Annotated in this window: 16 protein-coding genes and 2 pseudogenes; 7 read left to right on the top strand and 11 right to left on the bottom strand. The window is 64.1% G+C overall.

Features of this window, described 5'->3' with window-relative positions; all coding sequences use genetic code 11:
- Positions 1-9: 9 nt before the first annotated feature.
- Positions 10-684, top strand: a complete 675-nt coding sequence (locus DBO86_RS03835; protein WP_088339311.1) for an alpha/beta family hydrolase — start codon at positions 10-12, stop codon at positions 682-684.
- A 92-nt stretch (positions 685-776) separates the two neighbouring features.
- Here DBO86_RS03835 and DBO86_RS03830 read toward each other — a convergent pair whose 3' ends face one another.
- From DBO86_RS03830 to DBO86_RS03800, 7 genes are all read right to left on the bottom strand, one after another.
- A complete protein-coding gene (locus DBO86_RS03830; protein WP_108233017.1) occupies positions 777-1,601 on the bottom strand; it encodes an SDR family oxidoreductase in 825 nt (274 codons plus the stop codon).
- A 109-nt stretch (positions 1,602-1,710) separates the two neighbouring features.
- Positions 1,711-3,699 carry an acetyl/propionyl/methylcrotonyl-CoA carboxylase subunit alpha gene (locus DBO86_RS03825; RefSeq protein WP_108233016.1) on the bottom strand — a complete coding sequence of 663 codons (1,989 nt, stop codon included), beginning with the start codon at positions 3,697-3,699 and terminating at the stop codon, positions 1,711-1,713.
- A 170-nt stretch (positions 3,700-3,869) separates the two neighbouring features.
- Positions 3,870-4,667: an isohexenylglutaconyl-CoA hydratase gene (gene atuE / locus DBO86_RS03820; protein ID WP_108233015.1), complete on the bottom strand. Its 798-nt coding sequence runs from the start codon at positions 4,665-4,667 to the stop codon at positions 3,870-3,872.
- A gap of 55 nt (positions 4,668-4,722) precedes the next feature.
- Entirely contained in the window at positions 4,723-5,883 is a 1,161-nt protein-coding gene (gene atuD / locus DBO86_RS03815; RefSeq protein ID WP_108233014.1) for a citronellyl-CoA dehydrogenase, read from the bottom strand.
- 81 nt (positions 5,884-5,964) lie between these two features.
- Positions 5,965-7,581 carry a geranyl-CoA carboxylase subunit beta gene (atuC, locus tag DBO86_RS03810; protein ID WP_108233013.1) on the bottom strand — a complete coding sequence of 539 codons (1,617 nt, stop codon included), beginning with the start codon at positions 7,579-7,581 and terminating at the stop codon, positions 5,965-5,967.
- Between the two features lie 4 nt (positions 7,582-7,585).
- A complete protein-coding gene (locus DBO86_RS03805; RefSeq protein WP_108233012.1) occupies positions 7,586-8,455 on the bottom strand; it encodes an SDR family oxidoreductase in 870 nt (289 codons plus the stop codon).
- A gap of 91 nt (positions 8,456-8,546) precedes the next feature.
- A complete protein-coding gene (locus DBO86_RS03800; RefSeq protein ID WP_108233011.1) occupies positions 8,547-10,334 on the bottom strand; it encodes an acyclic terpene utilization AtuA family protein in 1,788 nt (595 codons plus the stop codon).
- Between the two features lie 221 nt (positions 10,335-10,555).
- On the opposite strand from DBO86_RS03800, the gene DBO86_RS03795 reads away from it, so the two are divergent.
- From DBO86_RS03795 to DBO86_RS03785, 3 genes and pseudogenes are all read left to right on the top strand, one after another.
- Positions 10,556-11,179 carry a TetR/AcrR family transcriptional regulator gene (locus DBO86_RS03795; RefSeq protein ID WP_100547920.1) on the top strand — a complete coding sequence of 208 codons (624 nt, stop codon included), beginning with the start codon at positions 10,556-10,558 and terminating at the stop codon, positions 11,177-11,179.
- A gap of 95 nt (positions 11,180-11,274) precedes the next feature.
- Positions 11,275-12,060, top strand: a complete 786-nt coding sequence (locus DBO86_RS03790; protein ID WP_108233010.1) for a substrate-binding periplasmic protein — start codon at positions 11,275-11,277, stop codon at positions 12,058-12,060.
- A 76-nt stretch (positions 12,061-12,136) separates the two neighbouring features.
- A pseudogene (locus tag DBO86_RS03785) lies at positions 12,137-12,956 on the top strand (substrate-binding periplasmic protein).
- On the opposite strand, the gene DBO86_RS03780 reads toward DBO86_RS03785, so the two are convergent.
- The 4 genes and pseudogenes from DBO86_RS03780 to eutB all read right to left on the bottom strand — a co-directional run.
- The gene (locus tag DBO86_RS03780) at positions 12,907-13,665 is read right to left on the bottom strand and encodes a CPBP family intramembrane glutamic endopeptidase (RefSeq protein WP_108233009.1); all 759 of its coding nucleotides are present in this window, start codon (positions 13,663-13,665) and stop codon (positions 12,907-12,909) included. The pseudogene DBO86_RS03785 and the gene DBO86_RS03780 sit on opposite strands and share 50 nt — an antisense overlap.
- Before the next feature lie 269 nt (positions 13,666-13,934).
- Positions 13,935-14,108 (bottom strand): DUF2897 family protein, encoded by a 174-nt coding sequence (locus DBO86_RS03775; protein ID WP_108233008.1) that lies wholly within the window; start codon positions 14,106-14,108, stop codon positions 13,935-13,937.
- A gap of 55 nt (positions 14,109-14,163) precedes the next feature.
- Positions 14,164-14,928 carry an ethanolamine ammonia-lyase subunit EutC gene (gene eutC, locus DBO86_RS03770; RefSeq protein WP_108233007.1) on the bottom strand — a complete coding sequence of 255 codons (765 nt, stop codon included), beginning with the start codon at positions 14,926-14,928 and terminating at the stop codon, positions 14,164-14,166.
- 43 nt (positions 14,929-14,971) lie between these two features.
- Positions 14,972-15,853: pseudogene (eutB, locus tag DBO86_RS03765) on the bottom strand (ethanolamine ammonia-lyase subunit EutB); the annotation flags it as partial.
- 231 nt (positions 15,854-16,084) lie between these two features.
- On the opposite strand from eutB, the gene DBO86_RS03760 reads away from it, so the two are divergent.
- The 3 genes from DBO86_RS03760 (at position 16,085) to pyrF (ending at position 19,243) form a co-directional block, all read left to right on the top strand.
- The gene (locus DBO86_RS03760; RefSeq protein WP_075747103.1) at positions 16,085-17,389 is read left to right on the top strand and encodes a sensor histidine kinase; all 1,305 of its coding nucleotides are present in this window, start codon (positions 16,085-16,087) and stop codon (positions 17,387-17,389) included.
- Positions 17,386-18,303 carry a response regulator gene (locus DBO86_RS03755; RefSeq protein WP_108233006.1) on the top strand — a complete coding sequence of 306 codons (918 nt, stop codon included), beginning with the start codon at positions 17,386-17,388 and terminating at the stop codon, positions 18,301-18,303. Before DBO86_RS03760 ends, DBO86_RS03755 begins: the two co-directional genes overlap by 4 nt.
- A 238-nt stretch (positions 18,304-18,541) precedes the next feature.
- Positions 18,542-19,243 carry an orotidine-5'-phosphate decarboxylase gene (pyrF, locus tag DBO86_RS03750; protein WP_075747107.1) on the top strand — a complete coding sequence of 234 codons (702 nt, stop codon included), beginning with the start codon at positions 18,542-18,544 and terminating at the stop codon, positions 19,241-19,243.
- Positions 19,244-19,558 lie beyond the last annotated feature (315 nt).

Below are 19,558 nucleotides of genomic sequence, written 5' to 3'. Positions count from 1 at the left end.
GAGGCAAGTATGAGCAAAGGGCCATCTGGGTTTATTGACGCCGGTCAATGTGAGCAGGGACTACCCTGGCTGTGGGACGAACCGCCGCAGGCGGCATCGAGCACGCTGATCCTCGCGCACGGGGCCGGCGCGCCGATGGACAGTCCGTTCATGCAGACCATGGCTCAGGGTTTGGCGGCACGCGGCGTGCGTGTGGTGCGCTTCGAGTTCGCCTATATGGCGCAGCGACGGGTGGATGGGCGCAAGCGCCCGCCCAATCCGCAGGCGCAACTACTGCAGCAATGGCGCGAAGTGCATGCGCAGGTGCGCCAACGAGTCTCAGGGCCGCTGTCCGTCGGCGGGAAATCCATGGGCGGGCGTATGGCCAGTCTGCTGGCTGACGAGTTCGGCGCCTCAGCGCTGATTTGTCTGGGCTATCCCTTCTATGCCGCCGGCAAGCCGGAAAAACCGCGAGTGGCCCATCTCGCCGAGCTGCGTACGCCGACGCTGATCATCCAGGGGGAGCGCGATACATTGGGCAATAAGGAAACCGTCGCGGGTTACGAGCTGTCAGCGGCCATCGAGTTGCACTGGCTGCAGGCTGCCGATCATGACTTAAAGCCATTGAAGGCATCCGGCTTCAGCCATCAGCAGCATCTCCAGACGGCTGTCGGGGCGATCACGGCTTATCTTGGTGCGGGCTGAGGAAGAGCTTCGTACGCTTGCCCGCAGCTTCTCTTGATCCGGATTTCATTGGGCTACGAAGCCCGGGCTACGAAGCCAACGCATCCCAGGCTTCAATCAACGAACAGGTCGGGTACCAGGCTGCCGCCAGCGGGATCGAAACGGTACTGCTCGAAATCGCTGACGCCCTGTTCGCGCAGGATGTCCTCGTCGATCAGCAGGCGCCCGCTGATGCTGCGGCCTTCGCTACTCAGGATCGCATGCGCCGCATCGGCCATGATCGCCGGGGTGCGCGCGCGCTTGAAGGCGTCGCGGCTGCCTAGCTCGAACTCGATGGCGGCGGTGGCGATCATGGTCTTCGGCCACAGCGAGTTGACGCTGATGCCGTACTTCTTGAATTCCTCACTCATGCCCAGGGTGAGCATGCTCATGCCGTACTTGGTGACGGTGTAGGGGCCGTGCTGGGCGAACCACTTGGCGTCGAGGTTGAGCGGTGGGGAGAGGTTGAGGATGTGGCCGCTGGCGCTCTGTTTCAGGTACGGCAAGGCCGCTTGGCTGCAGACCATCACCGCGCGGGTGTTGATCTGGTACATCAGGTCGAAGCGCTTGGGTTCGAGTTTTTCCACGCCTACCAGCTTGATCGCGCCGGCGTTGTTGACCAGGGCATCGATGCCGCCGAAATGCTCGGCGGCCTGGGCCATGGCGGCGGCTACGGCCTGCTCGTCGCGCACGTCCAGCTGCAGGGCCAGCGCCTTGCCGCCGGCGGCTTCTACCTCGGCGGCGACGCTGAAGATGGTGCCTTCGAGTTTCGGGTGCGGCTCGGCGCTCTTGGCCGCGATGACGATGTTGGCGCCATCGGCGGCGGCCTTGAGGGCGATTTCGCGGCCGATGCCACGACTGGCGCCGGTGATGAACAGGGTCTTGGCGGAAAGTGACATGGGCGTGCTCCTTCTTGTTGTCATGGGGCTGTGGGAAGGGCCGGGCGGCGATCCGCTTTAGCCGCGATGAACAACGCTCGCGGCTAAAGCCCCTCCCACGGTGATGTGGTCAAACCTCGGCGGCTTCGATTTCCACCAGCAACTGGCGATTCTTCACCTGATCGCCCTGGCTTACGCCGACGCGGCGAACGATGCCGTCGACGCCAGCCTTGAGCGGGTGCTCCATCTTCATCGCTTCCAGCACCACCAGTAGTTGTCCCTTGCTCACGCTGGCGCCCTCGGCGATCAGCACGTCTACGATGGCTCCATCCATCGGTGCCTTCACCGCGCCGCTGCTGGCGGCGTTCTGCCCGCCGGCCGGCTCGTGGGTGACATCCATTAATTCCAGGTTGCCATGCTCACCATACAGCCACAGGCGTTCGCCTTCGATGTGGTAGGCCTGGCGGCGGCGCACGCCGTCGAGTTCCAGGGTCAGCCAGCGACCGTCGCTGGCCAGCAGGCGCAGGGACAGCTGTTCTTCACCCCGGCGCACGCAAAGGTGCGCTTGGGCGCCGCTTGCCAGTACGTCCAGCTCCACGGCGTGCTTGTGTTCGCCCTGCTTGAGGACGAAACGCCAGGGCGCGCTGCCGGCGCTGCGCCAGCCGGACAGGCCGGGCTGGTGTGCACGGGCGTCGGCCGAGATCTGGTAGAGCAGGGCGGCGGCCATGGCCAGTTCGGCCAGGCTGGCGGTGTGTGGGTGCAGGCTGGGGTCATCCGCGAAATGCTCGGCGATGAACGCCGTGGTGGCGTTGCCGGCCGCGAACTCCGGATGCTTGAGCAGATTGGCGAGGAAGCGCTGGTTACCGTTGACGCCCAGCAGCACGCACTGCTCGACCGCGCGCACCAGCTTGCGCCGGGCTTCGTCGCGGGTTTCGCCGTAGGTGATGACCTTGGCCAGCATCGGGTCGTAGAAGGGGGTGACAACCTGGCCCTCGACCAGGCCGTGGTCGATGCGTACGCCGGCCAGCAGCTCGGGCTCCCAGCGCAGCACCTGGCCGGTTTGCGGCAGGAAGCCGGCGGCCGAGTCCTCGGCGTACAGGCGTACTTCCATGGCGTGGCCGGTGAGGCGGATGTCGTCCTGCTGCAGCGGCAGGGGCTGGCCTTCGGCGACGCGAATCTGCCAGGCCACCAGATCCTGCCCGGTGATCAGCTCGGTGACCGGGTGTTCGACCTGCAGGCGAGTATTCATTTCCAGAAAGAAGAATTCGCCAGAGGTATCGAGGAGGAATTCCACGGTGCCGGCGCCGACGTAGTTCACCGAGGCTGCAGCCTTGACCGCCGCTTCACCCATGGCCTTGCGCAGCTCCGGCGTCATCACCGGGCAGGGCGCTTCCTCGACCACCTTCTGGTGACGGCGCTGCACCGAGCAGTCGCGCTCGCCAAGGTAGACGATATTGCCATGCTGGTCGCCGAAGACCTGAATCTCCACATGGCGTGGGCGGATCACCGCGCGTTCGAGGATAAACTCGCCGGAGCCGAAGGCGTTCTGCGCCTCCGAGCGAGCGGTACGGATCTGCCCCAGCAGTTCGGCGGATTCATGTACCAGACGCATGCCGCGACCGCCGCCACCGGCGCTGGCCTTGATCATCAGCGGATAGCCGATGCGCTGGGCTTCACGCACCAGAGTCTCGTCGTCCTGGGCCGCGCCTTCGTAGCCGGGAATGCAGGGCACGCCGGCGTCACACATGGCGACCTTGGACAGGCGCTTGCTGCCCATCAGGTGGATGGCTTCCACGGTCGGGCCGATGAAGACGATGCCGGCGGCCTCACAGGTGCGGGCGAAGTCGGCGTTCTCGGAGAGGAAGCCGTAGCCGGGGTGGATCGCATCGGCGCCGGTTTTCTGCGCTGCCGCGATGATGTTGTCGATCACCAGGTAGGACTGGTTGACCTGCGCCGGGCCGATGCATACGGCTTCGTCGGCGATCTGTACATGGCGGGCATCGCTATCAGCCTCGGAGTACACCGCCACGGTGCGGTAGCCGAGTTCGATGGCGGTGCGCATTACCCGGCAGGCGATCTCGCCGCGGTTGGCGATCAGGATCTTGTTGAATGCGGGCATCTTTGTGCTCCTGCTGTGCATAGCCGGATGCAATCCGGGGAATCATTTTGGCGAGCGTTTCCGGATTGCATTGGGCTACGGTCTGTCGATTTTGTTGTAGGAGCCAGCTTGCTGGCGATCCTGGTTCGAGCTGATCGCGAGCAAGCTCGCTCCTACCGTTGCTGGTGTGGTTACTGCGCCCACTTCGGCTTGCGCTTCTGCACGAAGGCCATGGTGCCCTCGACACCCTCGGCGCCAGTCACGGCGGCGGCGAACTGTTCGGCGGCGCGGTCGAGCAGCGGGCCGAGTGCTTCGCGTTCGCTGGCCAGCAGCAGAGCCTTGGTCTGGGCGTTGGCCTGTGGCGCGCATTGGCGAATCTGTTCCAGGGTCTCGTCCAGACGCTGCTGCAGGGCGGCGTCATCGTGCTCGCAGTAGTGCACCAGGCCCAGACGCAAGGCTTCGGCACCGTCGAAGCGGGCGGCGGTCAGGGCCAGGCGGCGTGCCTGGGTCAGGCCGATGCGGTGCACGACGAAGGGGGCGATCTGCGCCGGGAGGATGCCCAGCGTGGTTTCCGGCAGGCCGAACTTGGCGCCGCTGGCAGCGATGGCCACGTCAGACACGCAGGCCAGGCCGAAGCCGCCGCCCAGCACGGCACCTTCCAGCACGGCCACCAGCACTTGCGGCGCGGCCTGGGCTTCTTCCAGCAGCGCACCGAAGGCGCGGTTCAGCTCGCGGTAGGCGTCGCCGCCGCGAGCTCTGGCTCCGACCATGTCCTTGATGTCGCCGCCGGCGCAGAAGTGGCCATCTGCACCGCGCAGGACGAGGGCGCGCACGCCGGCGTCTTGGCGCACGGCCTCCAGGGTCGCGCGCAGTTCGCCGACCATGGCCAGGCTCATGGCGTTGCGGCTGTCCGGGCGGTTGAGGGTGACGTGCAGCACGCCATCGACGGAGTTCAGCAGCAGGGTTTCGCAGTGGGGCAGATCATTCATCGCATAGCCTCGGTGTAGGGCGGGTGAAACCCGCCGCAACGGTATGAGTGGCAGGTCAGCCTTTCTTTTTCCCCGGCAGAATGCCCATCAGCTTGCAGATGATGCCCAGCATGATTTCGTCGGCGCCGCCGCCGATGCTCACCAGGCGCACGTCGCGGTAGGCGCGCGACACCGGGTTGTCCCACATGAAGCCCATGCCGCCCCAGTACTGCAGGCAGCTGTCGGACACTTCGCGGCCCAGGCGGCCGGCCTTGAGCTTGGCCATCGACGCCAGCTTGGTCACGTCGCGACCTTTCACGTACTGCTCGGTGGCCTGGTAGACCAGCGCGCGCAGGGCTTCGATCTCGGTCTGCAGCTCGGCCATGCGGAAGTGGATGACCTGGTTGTCGATCAGCGGTTGGCCGAAGGTGTGGCGCTGCTTGCAGTAGTCGATGGTGATGTCGACGCAGTGTTCCAGGCCCTTGATCATATTGGCCGCGCCGAACAGGCGCTCTTCCTGGAACTGCAGCATCTGCATCATGAAACCGGCGCCTTCGTGGCCGATACGATAGCGCTGCGGTACGCGCACGTTGTCGAAGAACACCTGGGCGGTTTCCGAGCTGCGCATGCCGAGTTTGTCCAGGTGCGGGCTGACGGTGATGCCGGGCGTCTTCATCGGCACCACGATCAGTGACTTGTTGACGTGCGGTTTGTCGTCGCTGGTGTTGGCCAGCAGGCAGATGAAGTCGGCCGATGGCGAGTTGGTGATCCACATCTTGCTGCCGTTGATCACGTAGTCGTCGCCGTCCTTGCGCGCGGTGGTCTTCAGGCCCGCCACGTCGGAGCCGGCACCCACTTCGGAGACGCCGATGCAGCCGACCATCTCGCCGGTGATGGCCGGACGCAGGAACTCTTCGCGCAGCTCGTCGGAGCCGAAGCGCGCCAGGGCAGGGGTGCACATGTCGGTCTGCACGCCGATTGACATGGGGATGCCGCCGCAGTGGATGGTGCCGAACTCCTCGGCGGCGACTATCGAGTAGCTGTAGTCCAGGCCCATGCCGCCGAATTTCTCCGGTTTGGAGATGCCCAGCAGACCCAGCTCGCCAGCCTTCTTGAAGATGTCGTGGATCGGGAAGCGGCCTTCCTTTTCCCATTCATCGACATGCGGATTGATTTCCTTGTCGACGAAGTTGCGGACGGTACGGCGGAGTTCTTCGTGCTCTTGAGTGAAGATCATTGTTGTTGTGCTCCGTATCGAATGGGTCTGTAGGGCGGGTGAAACCCGCCACATGCTTGGCGGGTTTCACCCGCCCTACGTTTAAAATCTCGCGACGCCGAAGCTGCTTTTCTTCAACGGTCGCAGGTTGGCTTCGGCGCAGATGTCCAGCAAGAAGCCCAGCAGTTTGCGGGTATCGCGTGGGTCGATCAGGCCGTCGTCCCACAGGCTGGCGGTGCCGTACAGCGCGGTGGACTGGCTGTCGAGCTTCTGCGCGGTCACGGTTTCCAGCATATCGAGCATCTTCGGGTCAGGCTCCTTGCCCTCCTTGGCGTGCTTGTCCTCGGTGACGATGCGCAGCACCTTGCCGGCCTGGGCGCCGCCCATCACGGCGGTGCGGCTGTTGGGCCAGGCGAAGATGAAGCGAGGGTCGAGGCCACGACCGCACATGGCGTAGTTGCCGGCGCCGTAAGAGCCGCCGACGACGATGGTGAGCTTGGGCACGGTGGCGTTGGCCACGGCCTGGATCATCTTCGAGCCATGCTTGATCACGCCGTTCTGCTCGGACTCCGTGCCGACCATGAAACCAGTGGTGTTGTGGAAGAACAGGATCGGCGTGTTGCTCTGCTCGCACAGCTGGATGAACTGCGCCGCCTTGGCCGCGCCCTGCGGCGTGATCGGGCCGTTGTTGCCGATGAAGCCGCAGGCCTGGCCTTCGATCTGCAGGTGGCCGCAGACGGTCTGGCTGTCGAACTCGTTCTTGAAGTCGAGGAACTCCGAGCCATCGGCAATGCGCGCGATGATCTCGCGTACGTCGTAGGGCTTCTTGGCGTCGGCCGGCACCAGGCCGAGCAGTTCCTCGGCCGGGTACAGCGGTTCGCGCCAGGTACGTTTCTCACGAGCGGGCAGTTGTTGGTTCCACGGCAGCATGCCAAGGATCTCGCGCGCCAGGCGTACGCCGTCGGCGTCGTTCTCGGCCAGGTACTCGGCGGTGCCGGCGACCTGGGCGTGCATCTCGGCGCCGCCGAGTTGCTCGTCGGTGGCGATCTCGCCGGTGGCGGCCTTGAGCAGGGGCGGGCCGGCGAGGAACATCTTGGCCTTGCCGCGCACCACCACCACGTAGTCCGACAGGCCCGGCTGGTAAGCTCCGCCAGCAGTGCTGGAGCCATGCACCACGGTGACCTGCGGCAGGCCCATGGCGGACATGCGCGCCTGGTTGGCGAAGCCGCGCGCGCCCTCGACGAAGATGTCGGCGGCGTAGTTGAGGTTGGCGCCGCCGCTCTCGGCCAGGGTCACCACCGGCAGCTTGTTCTCGAAGGCGATCTGCTGCAGGCGCAGCGATTTCTTCAGGCCAGTGGGGGAGATGGTGCCGCCCTTGATCGCGCTGTTGTTGGCGATCACCAGGCAGCGCACACCGGCGATGTAGCCGATGCCGGCGATCAGGCCACCGCCGGCCTGGCTGCCGTCCTTGTCGTCGTGCAGCTTGTAGCCGGCCAGCGAGGACAGCTCTAGAAAGGGCGCGCCGGCATCGAGCAGCAGGTTGATGCGTTCGCGCGGCAGCAATTGGCCGCGCTTCTCGAACTTGGCCTTGGCTTCCTGGGCCTTGTCGAGCACCTTCTGCTCCACGTCACGGAAGGTCGCGATGGCTGCCAGCATGGCTTCACGGTTCTGCGCGAAGGCTTCGCCATGGACATCGATTTCCGATTGGATCACGGGCATCGCCTTACTCCTGATCTTTCAGTACGTCGGGCAGGTAGGCCCGGTGGAAACCGTTGTAGGAATCGCTGTATTTCGCCTTGCCCAGCGTCCAGGCGCGGGTGCCCTGGCTGGCGGCGCCATCGATGCGGATGGTGTTGCCGCTGATGAAGTTGGCGCCAGGGCTGAGCAGGAAGACGATGGCCGCGGCCACCTCGGACTCGCTGCCGATGCGCTGCAGCGGCACGTGATCCTTGAGGTTGCGGATCATGTTCTTCATCGACTCGGGGTAGGTGTCCATGCCGCTGGAGGCGATCCAGCCCGGCGCCACGGCGTTGACCCGTACGCCGGCGTGGCCCCACTCGTAGGCGGCGGTCTTGGTGAAGTTCTCCATGCCGGCCCGCGCCGCCCCCGAATGGCCCATGCCAGGCATGCCGCCCCACATATCGGCGAGCATGTTGACGATGCTGCCGCCGTGCTTGCTCAGGCTCTGCAGGAAGACTTCCTTGGCCACCAGAAAGCCGCCGACCAGGTTGGTACGCACCACGGTCTCGAAGCCTTTCTGGTTGATGCCGATCAGCGGCGCGGGGAACTGGCCGCCGGCGTTGTTGACCAGGTGATGGATGCGTCCGCGCTGCGCAATCACCGCACCGACCATGGCCTTCACGGCTTCTTCGTCACGGATGTCGCAGACCTGGAAGCTGGCGCTGCCGCCGTCCTCGGTGATCTCGGTGCAGGTCTTCTCCAGCTTTTCCTGCTTGCGCCCGACCAGCACCACATGGGCGCCCAGGTGGGCCAGCTCGTGGGCCACGCAGCGGCCGATGCCACTGCCACCGCCGGTGACCAGGATGGTCTGATCGGCGAATAGGCCAGGTTTGAATACCGAGTCGTATGCCATTGTTGTTTTCCTTGTTGCACCTGCATCGGTTTATGTAGGAGCCAGCTTGCTGGCGATGCTTTTGCGTTGTTGATCGCGGGCAAGCCCGCTCCTACAGGCTGTCGGCCAGCGCCTTGGGCACCGGCACCGGGAATTCCAGCAACTGCTGGGCGAAGGCCTTGCCCTGCGGGTCGATGCGCAGGCTGGCTACGCCGCCACCGCCCAAAGCGTTTTCCAGCAGGAAGTTGAGGCTGTGGCTGCCCGGCAGGTACCAGCGGCTGACGCGACCCTGCTCGGCGTCCAGGGTATGCGCCATCCACTTGGCCACGGCTTCGGACGTCAGCGCCGCGGCTATCCACGCCAGGTATTCGGGCTTTCTCGCCATCACGCCGATGTTGCTGTGATTGCCCTTGTCGCCGGAGCGGGCCACGGCCAGGCGGATCAGCGGTATGGCAGCGTCGGCTTCGCCCATCGGTACGGGCAGGGCGGCCGGTGCGTGCAGTCGCCCGGGGTCGAAGGCATCGACCTGGGGCAGGGTGACCGGCTGGCGTTCGCCGCCGATTTCCACCTCCAGCGCGCAGGCGCTCTTGTCCACCAGGAAGCTGAACAGGCGGATCACCGGGTAGACGGTGGGGCGGCCGCCGACAATGCCGGTCAGGCCCGGCGCCATGCCGGTGGCAGCCTGGGCGATCTCGCGGGAGAAGAGGATCAGCGCCTCCTTCTTGGCATGACGCACGGCGATCTTCACCACCAGCTCGCGGCTGTCCTGGCGCCGAGCGTGGGCACCATAGGTGGCCTCGCTACCCAGTAGCTCGACGCTGACCTCCTGGTAACGGCCCCAGCCGCGCTCGGCGAACATCTCTTCGGTCTTGTTGATGATCGCCAGGCTGACCCGCTCGGCCTTGGCCACCGCATCGATACCGGCGAGCACGCAGCTGGCGGTGCAGCGAAAACCGTCCGGGTGGGTGGCGCTGACCTTGTATTGCCCGGTGGGCGGCAGGCCGCGCGCGCCCTGCAGCTGCACGCGGTGGTCGCCGACCTGGCTCAGCTCGACCTGGGTGAAGTCGCAGACTACATCCGGCAGCAGGTAGGCGCGCGGGTCGCCAATCTCGTAGAGCATCTGCTCGCCAACGGTAAAAGGCGTGATCAGGCCGCCGGAACCCTCCGGCTTGGTCACGACGAAACGGCCATCGTCCTCGACCTCGACGATGGGAAAACCGATGTGCTCGTAGTCCGGCACGTCGCGCCAGTCGGTGAAGTTGCCGCCGGTGCACTGCGCGCCGCATTCGATGATGTGCCCGGCCAGCGCAGCCTGGGCCAGCTTGTCGTAGTCGTTCCAGGCCCAGCCGAACTCGTGCACCAGGGCGGCGCTGACCACGGCGCTGTCGACCACGCGGCCGGTGATGACGATGTCGGCGCCCTGTTCCAGCGCGGCGACGATGCCCGGTGCGCCCAGGTAGGCGTTGACCGACACGCAGAAGGGCGGCAGCGGCGCGCCCGTGAACATCTCGCGGGTGCCGGCCTTGACCAGCTCACCGAGCTTGGGCTGCAGGTTGTCGCCATGCAGCACGGCGATCTTCAGCTGTACGCCGGCCTGTTCGCAGGCGGCGCTCAGGGCGGCGGCGCAGGCCATCGGGTTGACCCCGCCGGCGTTGCTGATGACGCGGATGTTCTTCGTCGCGATGTTGCCCAGCAGCGGGGTGAGCACCTCGATGAAATCGCGGGCATAGCCGTCGTCAGGCTTCTTCATACGGGCGCCGGCCATGATCGACATGGTGATCTCGGCCAGGTAGTCGAACACCAGGTAATCCAGTTCGGCACCCTGAACCAGTTGAGCGGCAGCGGTGGAGGTATCGCCCCAGAAGGCGGAGGCGCAGCCGATGCGTACGGTTTTGTTCATTGGAATTGGCCCGTCACACATTGAGAAGATGAGTCGACATTACCAAGCAAGCGCTTGGTTGAAAAGTGGCGAGAGACGGCAATTCGGCCAAAAATACGCCCAAGCGCTTGCTTGGTCAGCGCCTGCCGCATACATTTCATCAAGCAAGACAAGCACTTGCCGGCAGCATAGAGAATTCATCAGAACAATCGCCGTGCAAGGCAATCAGGGGAGAAGTCAGCGTGGACGAACACAGAGCCCAGGCCGTGATGCAGGAGCTGGTCGCCAGCGGCCAGGTAACCGATCCAGACAGTGCCCGTGGCAAGCTGTTGCAGATGGCCGCTCACCTGTTTCGCAGCAAGGGTTACGAGCGCACGACGGTGCGCGATCTGGCTGCCGCCATCGGTATTCAGTCCGGCAGCATCTTTCACCACTTCAAGAGCAAGGACGAAATTCTGCGCTCGGTGATGGAGGAAACCATCGTCTACAACACTGCACTGATGCGCGCTGCACTGGCCGAGGCGCAGGGCACCCGCGAGCGGCTGCTGGCGCTGATCCGCTGCGAGTTGCAGTCGATCATGGGCGGTACCGGCGAGGCCATGGCGGTATTGGTGTACGAGTGGCGTTCCCTTTCGGAGGAGGGCCAGGCGCAGGTACTGGCCTTGCGTGATACCTACGAGCAGATCTGGCTGGCGGTACTGGGCGAGGCGCGCGAGGCCGGATACTTCAAGGGCGACCCGTTCATTCAGCGGCGTTTTCTCACCGGTGCGCTGAGCTGGACCAATACCTGGTTCCGCTCGCAGGGACCAATGACGCTGGATCAGCTGGCCGAAGAAGCGTTGTCATTGGTGTGTAAGGAAGCCTGAGCGAATTCGGCTAGGATAGGAGCAACTGCCGGTTTTCGGCTCGAACACGGACGCTGGGGTGTTCCCGCATTGTGATCCGTGACGAGAGGTCGAGTTTGCGCGCACTAGCCTTTTGCCTGTTGTGCTGTCTTGCGCTGTTGCATGTACCTGCTGCCCTTGCCCTGCAGGAGGTGCGTGTCGGTGGTTATCACTTCCCGCCATACCTGGACAAACCCGAATCACCTTATCCGCAAGGTTTGGTGCCCGAGTTGTTGCGCGCGCTCAATGCGGCGCAGCAGCAATACCGTTTCGTTCTGGTGCCGACCTCGGCAACCCGCCGTTACCGCGACCTCGAGAGCGGACGCTTCGATCTGATGTTCTTCGAGTCCACTCGCTGGGGTTGGCAGGGCACGTCATACCTGGTCTTGGGGCTGGATATCGATGATGCGGAAGTCTATGTCGCCGCGGCGGAGCCGGGGCGTGGGCAAGACTATTTCGAGGATTTCAACGACAAGCGCATGGCGCTCTACAACGGCTATCACTATGGTTTTGCCAGTTTCGATGCCGACCCTGATTATCTCGCACGCGCGTTCAATGCGCTGTTGACCTATTCCCACGATAGCAACCTGCGCATGCTGCTGGCGCGGCGCGTCGATATCGCCGTGGTGACGCGCTCGTACCTGGAGCTGTTTCTGGATCGGCATCCGGAAATGCTGCCCGAGTTGCTGGTTTCCGATCGGCTGGATCAGCTCTATCACCATCAGGTGCTGCTGCGGCCCAAGGGGCCGCTGAGCCCGGCTGAAGTTGCCGAGTTGTTGAACCGGCTGCAGGCCAGTGGAGAACTATCGAAGCTACTTGGGCGCTATCGTCTGACACTGGGCAACAAAGTGTCAGTGCGGTGAAAATCCATCTGGTCGGTCAGGAGAGACTGGAGTAGTGTGCAGCACACTAAGAGAAGGAATTTTTTGGGGACTCGAGATGCGGCATGCGCGGTGCTGGGTTCATGGATGTTTGGGTGCCTTGTGTCTCTTGCTAGTGGATTCTCTCTATGCGGCCGACGTGGTCAAGGTCGGTGGCGCGCACTTCCCCCCCCTATGTGATCAAGTCCAACCTGCACGACTCGAGTGGCTTGCTACCGCAACTGCTCGAAGCGCTCAACCGAGAGCAGAGCGAATACCACTTCACCATGTTGCCCACCGCCATCGTGCGTCGTTTCAGTGACCTGCAGCGCGGGCGTATCGACATAGCGATTTTCGAGAATCCGCAATGGGGATGGCAGGACATCGACGCTGAAGCTGTCGATATGAGGCTGGAAGATGCTGAGTTGTTCGTCGCCAGGAACGAGGCGCTGCGCGACCAGAGTTACTTCGAACAGCTCGAAGGCAAGCGCCTGGCGCTTTATCGCGGTTATCACTACGGATTTGCCCAGTTCAACAGCGATCCGGAGTTCCTGACCAGCACCTTCAATGCCAACCTCGGTCACTCCCACGACAGCAACCTGCTGATGGTGATACGCGGGCGCGCCGATGTCGCATTGGTCACTCGCTCCAATCTCTATGACTTCCTTGAGCGCAATCGCGATTATGCACGCCAGTTACTGATCTCCGAGCGTGTCGATCAGATCTATCGTCATCATGCGATGATTCGTGCCGGCGCGCCGATAACTCCCGAACGCTTCGCTGCCTTGCTCGAGCAGTTGCGGGAGAAGGGCGAGTTGCAACGCATCTTCTCGCCTTACCGCATTGCCGTCACGCAAGACGTAACGGATAGCTCAGCAACAGAATATGCAGCAGATTGACCGCTGTGTGCAGCGCGATGGCCAGGCTCAGACGGCCGCTGTAGTGAAAGGCCAGGCCATAACCGAGGCCAGCGCAGGTCGCCACCACGGCAAATAGCGCGCTGAAAGGCAGATGGGCCGCGCCGAACAAGCCGGCCGTCAACAGCAAGCCGGGCCAGATGCCCAAGCGCTTGATCAGGGCGGTCTGTAGCAGGCCGCGAAAGAGCAATTCCTCCGCCAGCACCGCCACGCAGAGATTGACCGCCAGCCACAACAGCAGACCCTGCGGCCATTTGGGTTGCCAGGTGACCAGGCCCAGCGCCATGGCCAGCAGCGGCACCAGCAGCAGGGTGGCGATGCACGTCAGCCAGGCATTTTTCAGCGAAAGCACGGGTCTGCGTGGCTGCCCCAGCCACCAGGTGAACAGGGCGCTGCCCAGCAGCAGCTTGTCCCAGGACAGGCGCAGGCCATAGGGCGCCGCATCAGCACTGATGAGACGTGGCTGCCACAGTTGCCAAGGGCTGAAACCGGGTAAGAGGTGCGCCGCCAGGGCGATTCCGCCAAGCAGAATCAGAGGTAGCCATAGCCAGCTTGGCAGATGTGATCGTCCGGCCAGCAGGACGATGACGAATACGCTGCTCAGCAGCAGGCCGACGGGTTGGATGAAACCCAGGCCGGTGCCCAGGGCCAGGATCAGAGCGGGGAGCAGTAAGCGCAGATGCAGGGGCATGGCACCTTCTCCTTGAGAAGGCGCGCAGTCTAGCAGGCAGTCGAAAAACTACCTGCGTTGCTATTGCTGCGTTAAAAACAGGCTGGAACGCCAGCCCGGTCAAATGCTCATTTACAACTCGTAAAGTCGAGCGCGACTCCGACCGTTCCTCGCCTGTTTTTGCGGGGCCGCCATCGGTATTGCATTAGCTGCCTCGCCTACGTTTTCAACAACCTGCTAGCAGGCTGCGTTGCGGGCAGTCTTGGCGTTACCTGACAGGACGAGGGCGTTTAGCGCTGACGCTCGCGCGCATCCTTGGCGTCCTGCTCGATGGCGCGTTTACGCATGCGCTCGAGCTGGTCTTCGCTCAGGGGCATTTTCTTGGCACTGCTGCGCAGCACCAGCAGGCTACCGATCACCGAGCCAAACACCAGAACCAGTAGCAGCCAGACGTACCAGGGCATGATGACTCCTCATGGGGCAATAGAGTTATCACCATAACCCGCGTGCCGGGTCTTGTCAGTCGGCCTGTAGCGCCACCGGCTGCAGGTTGCTGTCGTCCTTGAGCTGCACGCCACTCAGTTGCTGGCGCAGCGCCTGGCGCGCCAGGTAGACGAGTTTGTGTGCCGCCAGCTGGTAAGGCAGGCCCTCGGGACGTACGTTGGAGATGCAGTTGCGCGCGCTGTCCAGGCAGCCCACCCGCGGCGCGTAGGTCAGATACAGGCCGAGGCTGTCCGGCGAGGTCAGCCTCGGCCGCTCACCGATCATCACGATCACCAGACGTGCGCGCAGGGCTTCACCGATGCCGTCGCCAATCGCCACGCGCCCCTGTTCGGCAAGCACCACCGGGGTGTTGGCCCAGTCGGTATCGAAGCGATCGCGCAGGGCTTGCAACAGCGGCAGGGCATGGCGCTGCATGGCGACGGCCGACAAGCCATCGGCCAGCACGATAGCGATTTCCGGTGCGGGCAGTTCGTGTTGCAGCTGCACACGGCAGTCGCCATGCAGGTGTTGGCCGTGATCCGGGCGCAGCAGGTAGGTTTGCCGGTCGTCGGCGTTGCTGCGTACTTTCAGGGTACGAAAGCCTGCCGTATGCAACTGATGCTTGAGTTCGCCGAAGTCCAGCGGACGATGCACGGCATCGCGCGCCTGGGCATGGGCCAGGCCGAACTTGAGCACCTCGCGGGTGGGCAGGCTGCAGCCGACGCGGCCGAGCGCTATGCGTGCCGAGGTATGTGCGCGCAGTTCGTCCCAGGGATTTTGCTGAATCAGATCATTGGCCATCACGCGGCTCCCGATATGTGCGGCAGTTGCTTGAGCAGGTGGTGGCCACGGCCGATAGCGCGCTGCCCTGGCCGGTTTTATCGCCGAGGGTGCCGCGACCGAGCGACAGCGCGGCTTCGTGGGCTTCGCGAAGGATTGCCAGGGATACGCCGAAGCCGGCGTTGGTGGCTTCGGTACCGGCGATGGACTGGAACACCAGGTCGATCGGCGCGCCGGCCTCGATGGCCTGGATCTGCGTGGTGACGTGGGTCAGCACGCAGCTCTGCAGGGGGATTTCGAAGTGCTGGCGCACCTCGTCCATCATCTGCCACAGGCGCATCAGCGTTGGCAGCGAGTCGCTGGCCGGGTTGATGCCGACCGTGGCGTCGCCGGAGCCATACAGCAGGCCGTCGAGCATGCTGGCGGCGATGCCGCGCACGTCGTCGGTGGGGTGATTGGGCTGTAGGCGCACAGCAAGGTGACCGGGCAGGCCCAGGGTGTTGCGAAAGCGGCTGATCACCTGGCATTTGCGCGCCACCAGAATCAGGTCCTGATTGCGCATCAGCTTGCTCACCGCAGCGACCATCTCCGGCGTCAGCCCAGCGGCCACGGCAGCCAGGCGCGCGCTGTCGGTCTTCTCCAGCAGCAGCCAGTCGCGCAGGTCGCCGACCGTGAGGTGGCTGATCGGGGCGAAGGCGGCGGTGTCATGTCGGTCGATGATCAGGCGCGTGACTTCGTCCTGCTCGTAGGCAATCAGTGCCTCGTCGAGAAAGCGCCCCAGCGGCACCTCGGCCAGGGCCAGCTTGGCCGCCATGCGCTCTTCGTAGGTAGCGGCGGCCAGCCCTGCCAGGTAATCGCCGGAGCGCGCCGGGCTGGCCTTGGCCAGCAGCGTCTTGAGGTCGACGAAGCGGTAGACCAGGCTGCCGATGGTGGTTTGATAGGGCATGGCTGCAACCTGCTGCAAAAGGATGTGCTTGCCGTGCAGTGCTCATGCCAGAGGGCCGGCCGCCCGAGATTGGCGCTCCGTAGAAGCAGGCCGGCTATCTCAGGAGCTGGAAAATGGTGCGGAGGCGGGTCTGGCGCACCAGGGTGGCGCGCCGGCAGCGTGATGTCTGTCACATGATTGCAACTTGGCGCTGTTTGAATGACGGCTTTCCGATAGCAGGGGAGGCCGTTCGTGACCCAAGCCAGAGCGCTGCAATCGCTGATGCGAGCCGTGAAGCCGCTCGCTGCGTCGATGAGCATCAACGAGGTCGCCGATCTGTTTCTGGCGGCTGAACACCGCGCCTTTCTCTCCCTGCCGGTGGTGGACGAGAACAACCGGCCACTCGGCCTGGTCAGTCGCGCCACCCTGCAGGACATCTTCATGCAGCGCTTCGGGCGCGACCTGCGTGGTCGTCATCCGGTTGGCGAGGTGATGAACGACGCGCCGCTGATCGTCAGCCTGGAAGCCAGTCTGGAAGAGGCTTCCAAGCAGGTCACCGCCCAGCTGCAATACCCGATCACCGAGGACTTCGTCCTTATCGATGCCCAGGGCGAATACTGCGGTCTGGGTACGGTGCTGGATCTGCTCAAGGCCATGGAAGCACGTGTCGCCCAGCGCAACCGCGTACTGCGCCAGGCGCTGGTGGATCTCAAGGAGTCCCAGGCGCAGTTGCTGCAATCGGAGAAGATGGCGTCGCTCGGTCAGATGGTCGCCGGCGTCGCCCACGAGTTGAACACGCCACTGGGCTACGTGAAGAACAACGTGCAGCTGCTGCGTGAATTGAGCGAGCCACTGTTCGAACTCGCCGCCGCACAGGCGCGCCTAGGCCAGTGCCTGAACGACCCCGACTGCGACGAGGCGAGCCTGAGCCAGGCCCTGCAGACCGCCGAACAGGCTCGCCAGCAGGTAGCGCCGGAGCTGCTGGCCGAGGATCTGCAGCAGCTGTATGGCGACACCCTGTATGGCCTGGAGCAGATTGGCGAGTTGGTGGTGGGCCTGAAGGATTTCGCCCGTCTCGACCGTGCCATGAGCGAGGAGGTCGACCTCAATGACTGCATCCGCAGCGCGCTGCTGATCGCGCGCAACCACATCAAGGACAAGGCCGAAGTGGTGCAGCAGCTCGGCGAGCTGCCGCGTATCGCCTGCGCGCCCTCGCAGATCAACCAGGTGCTGCTCAACCTGTTGACCAACGCTGCCCAGGCCATCGATGGCAGCGGGCGTATCCAGATTCGCAGCTGGGCCGATGCCGAGGGCATCCATGTCTCGCTGCAGGACAATGGCCGTGGCATGCCGCCGGAAGTCATGGCGAAGATCTTCGATCCTTTCTTCACCACCAAGCCGGTCGGCCAGGGCACCGGCCTCGGGTTGTCCATCAGCTACAAGATCGTCCAGGACCACGGCGGCCGCATTCGCGTCGCCTCCGAGCCAGGGCGTGGCACGCGTTTTCTGATCAGCCTGCCGCTGCCCGCTACTGTCGCCATTAAAAGGAGCGCCTGATGTCCGCACCCGTTCGCATTCTCTTCGTCGATGACGAGGAGCGCATTCTGCGCAGTCTCGCCCTGCAGTTTCGCCGCCACTACGAGGTGCTGACCGAGAGCGACCCGTTGCGTGCCCTGCAGCGCCTGCGTGAGGAGCACATTCACGTGCTGGTCAGTGACCAGCGCATGCCGCAGATGAGCGGCGCGCAGCTGCTGGCCGAAGCGCGCGAGATCGCGCCGAATACCCTGCGCATCCTGCTGACTGGCTATTCCGATCTGGATGCCGCGGTGGAGGCGTTGAACAACGGCGGCATCTTCCGTTACTTGACCAAACCCTGGGGCCAGCAGGAAATGGCCTTCACCCTGCGTCAGGCGGCAGAGCTGGCGGTGCGCCAGGCGCAGCCTTTGCAGGCTGTTGCCAGTGAGAAGCTGAGCGCGCCGCTGACGCTGCTGTCGCTCGACGATGAGCCGGACACGCTCAGCGTCGTTGGCGAGTTCTGCGTCGCAGGCGGGCACCGCCTGCTGCGTGCGCGCAATCTGGCCGAGGCCATGCTGCAACTCAACAACGAAGGCGTGGACATTCTGGTCAGTGACCTCAAGCTGGCCGGCGAAGACACCGCGCCGTTGCTCAAGACCCTGGCGCAAGCGCACCCGCGTCTGCTCAGCCTGGTGGTCACGCCGTTTCAGGACACCCAGGCGTTGCTGCGCCTGGTCAATGAGGCGCAGATCTTCCGCTACCTGCCCAAGCCGATTCGCCGTGGGCTGTTCGAGAAGGGCCTCAAGGCCGCTGCCGAGCAGGCGCTGATCTGGCGCGCGCAGCCGCAGCAGGTGGTCACTCGCCTGGCCGAGGTGCCGCGTGACGAGCGTGAGCAGGAGAAGGTGGGTAGCCTGATGGGCATGCTTGGGCGTCTGCGTGAACGGCTGATAGCCTGACCGTTTGGCTGCCATGAGCTTTCGCGGCTGAAGCCGCTCCTACGGGGCAATGCCAGATTCGTAGGGCGGGTGAAACCCGCCAGAGGCTATTGGCGGGTTTCACCCGCCCTACCGATGCAGCATCCTCGGGTCCTCGAACGCATAGCGCGATTGCCCTGGACAGGGACTTCGGCCGCGACCAGTGATCGGATGCTTTGCGCTACAATGCGCGGCGTTTTTATCCTGTTCGAGACCCGCCATGCCTGTCTGCCAAACCCCGATCATCGTCGCCCTCGACTTTCCCTGCCGTGATGCTGCTCTGGCGCTGGCCGATCAGCTCGATCCGGCGCTGTGTCGGGTCAAGGTCGGCAAGGAGCTGTTCACCCGTAGCGGCCCACAAGTGGTCGAGGCGTTGCGGGCCAAGGGTTTCGAGCTGTTCCTCGATCTGAAATTCCACGACATCCCCAACACCACGGCGATGGCGGTCAAGGCCGCTGCGGAACTGGGCGTGTGGATGGTCAATGTGCATTGCTCTGGCGGCCTGCGCATGATGGCGGCCTGTCGTAACGAGCTGGACAAGCTGGCAGGCGCCAAGCCGCTGCTGATCGGCGTAACGGTGCTGACCAGCATGGAGCAGCAGGATCTGGCCGGCATCGGCCTGGACGTACCGCCGCAGGAGCAGGTACTGCGCCTGGCCGGTCTGGCTGCCGATGCCGGGCTCGATGGCCTGGTCTGCTCGGCGCAGGAAGCGCAGGCGCTGAAGGTCGCGCAGCCGCGTCTGCAACTGGTGACCCCGGGTATTCGTCCGGCCGGCAGCAGTGCCGATGACCAGAAGCGCATTCTCACCCCACGCCAGGCGCTGGAGGCCGGCTCCGATTATCTGGTGATCGGCCGCCCGATCAGCCAGGCTGCCGATCCGGCGCAGGCGCTGGCAGCGGTGGTTGCCGAGCTGCGCGCCTGAGCCCTGTAGCCCGGATGAAATCCGGGGCGGTCTGGTATGCCGTCCGATCTGTCCCGGATTTCATCCGTATATGGACTCCTCCCGTTTTGCCAGTGAAATAATCTGCCTCTGAACCTAGGTACGACTGCTTCCGTATATTCGACTTCTGATAAGGCGTTAGCCTTGAGCCATGATGAATTTCGCTCCTGTGCGCCTAACCGGGCTAGCGGCCTTGCAAAGCAGAGGGCCGATGGATGCAGCAGGTTACACACAGGTCGGTGCGACCGGTTCGTCATCAGTTCATGTCACTGTGCAATCGAGTGGATCTCTACTACG

It is taken from the genome of Ectopseudomonas oleovorans (assembly GCF_003052605.1).
In the GTDB taxonomy this organism is placed as follows: domain Bacteria; phylum Pseudomonadota; class Gammaproteobacteria; order Pseudomonadales; family Pseudomonadaceae; genus Aquipseudomonas; species Aquipseudomonas oleovorans_A.
The sequence above is the reverse complement of the archived record's forward strand: the minus strand, read 5'-3'. Positions and strand labels throughout refer to the sequence as shown.

What these genes read in the sequence shown, in the direction of transcription:
- DBO86_RS03835 (WP_088339311.1), top strand. Translation starts at nt 10, where the DNA reads ATGAGCAAAGGGCCATCTGGGTTTATTGACGCCGGTCAATGTGAGCAG.
- DBO86_RS03830 (WP_108233017.1), bottom strand. Translation starts at nt 1,601, where the DNA reads ATGTCACTTTCCGCCAAGACCCTGTTCATCACCGGCGCCAGTCGTGGC.
- DBO86_RS03825 (WP_108233016.1), bottom strand. Translation starts at nt 3,699, where the DNA reads ATGCCCGCATTCAACAAGATCCTGATCGCCAACCGCGGCGAGATCGCC.
- atuE (WP_108233015.1), bottom strand. Translation starts at nt 4,667, where the DNA reads ATGAATGATCTGCCCCACTGCGAAACCCTGCTGCTGAACTCCGTCGAT.
- atuD (WP_108233014.1), bottom strand. Translation starts at nt 5,883, where the DNA reads ATGATCTTCACTCAAGAGCACGAAGAACTCCGCCGTACCGTCCGCAAC.
- atuC (WP_108233013.1), bottom strand. Translation starts at nt 7,581, where the DNA reads ATGCCCGTGATCCAATCGGAAATCGATGTCCATGGCGAAGCCTTCGCG.
- DBO86_RS03805 (WP_108233012.1), bottom strand. Translation starts at nt 8,455, where the DNA reads ATGGCATACGACTCGGTATTCAAACCTGGCCTATTCGCCGATCAGACC.
- DBO86_RS03800 (WP_108233011.1), bottom strand. Translation starts at nt 10,334, where the DNA reads ATGAACAAAACCGTACGCATCGGCTGCGCCTCCGCCTTCTGGGGCGAT.
- DBO86_RS03780 (WP_108233009.1), bottom strand. Translation starts at nt 13,665, where the DNA reads ATGCCCCTGCATCTGCGCTTACTGCTCCCCGCTCTGATCCTGGCCCTG.
- DBO86_RS03775 (WP_108233008.1), bottom strand. Translation starts at nt 14,108, where the DNA reads ATGCCCTGGTACGTCTGGCTGCTACTGGTTCTGGTGTTTGGCTCGGTG.
- eutC (WP_108233007.1), bottom strand. Translation starts at nt 14,928, where the DNA reads ATGGCCAATGATCTGATTCAGCAAAATCCCTGGGACGAACTGCGCGCA.
- pyrF (WP_075747107.1), top strand. Translation starts at nt 18,542, where the DNA reads ATGCCTGTCTGCCAAACCCCGATCATCGTCGCCCTCGACTTTCCCTGC.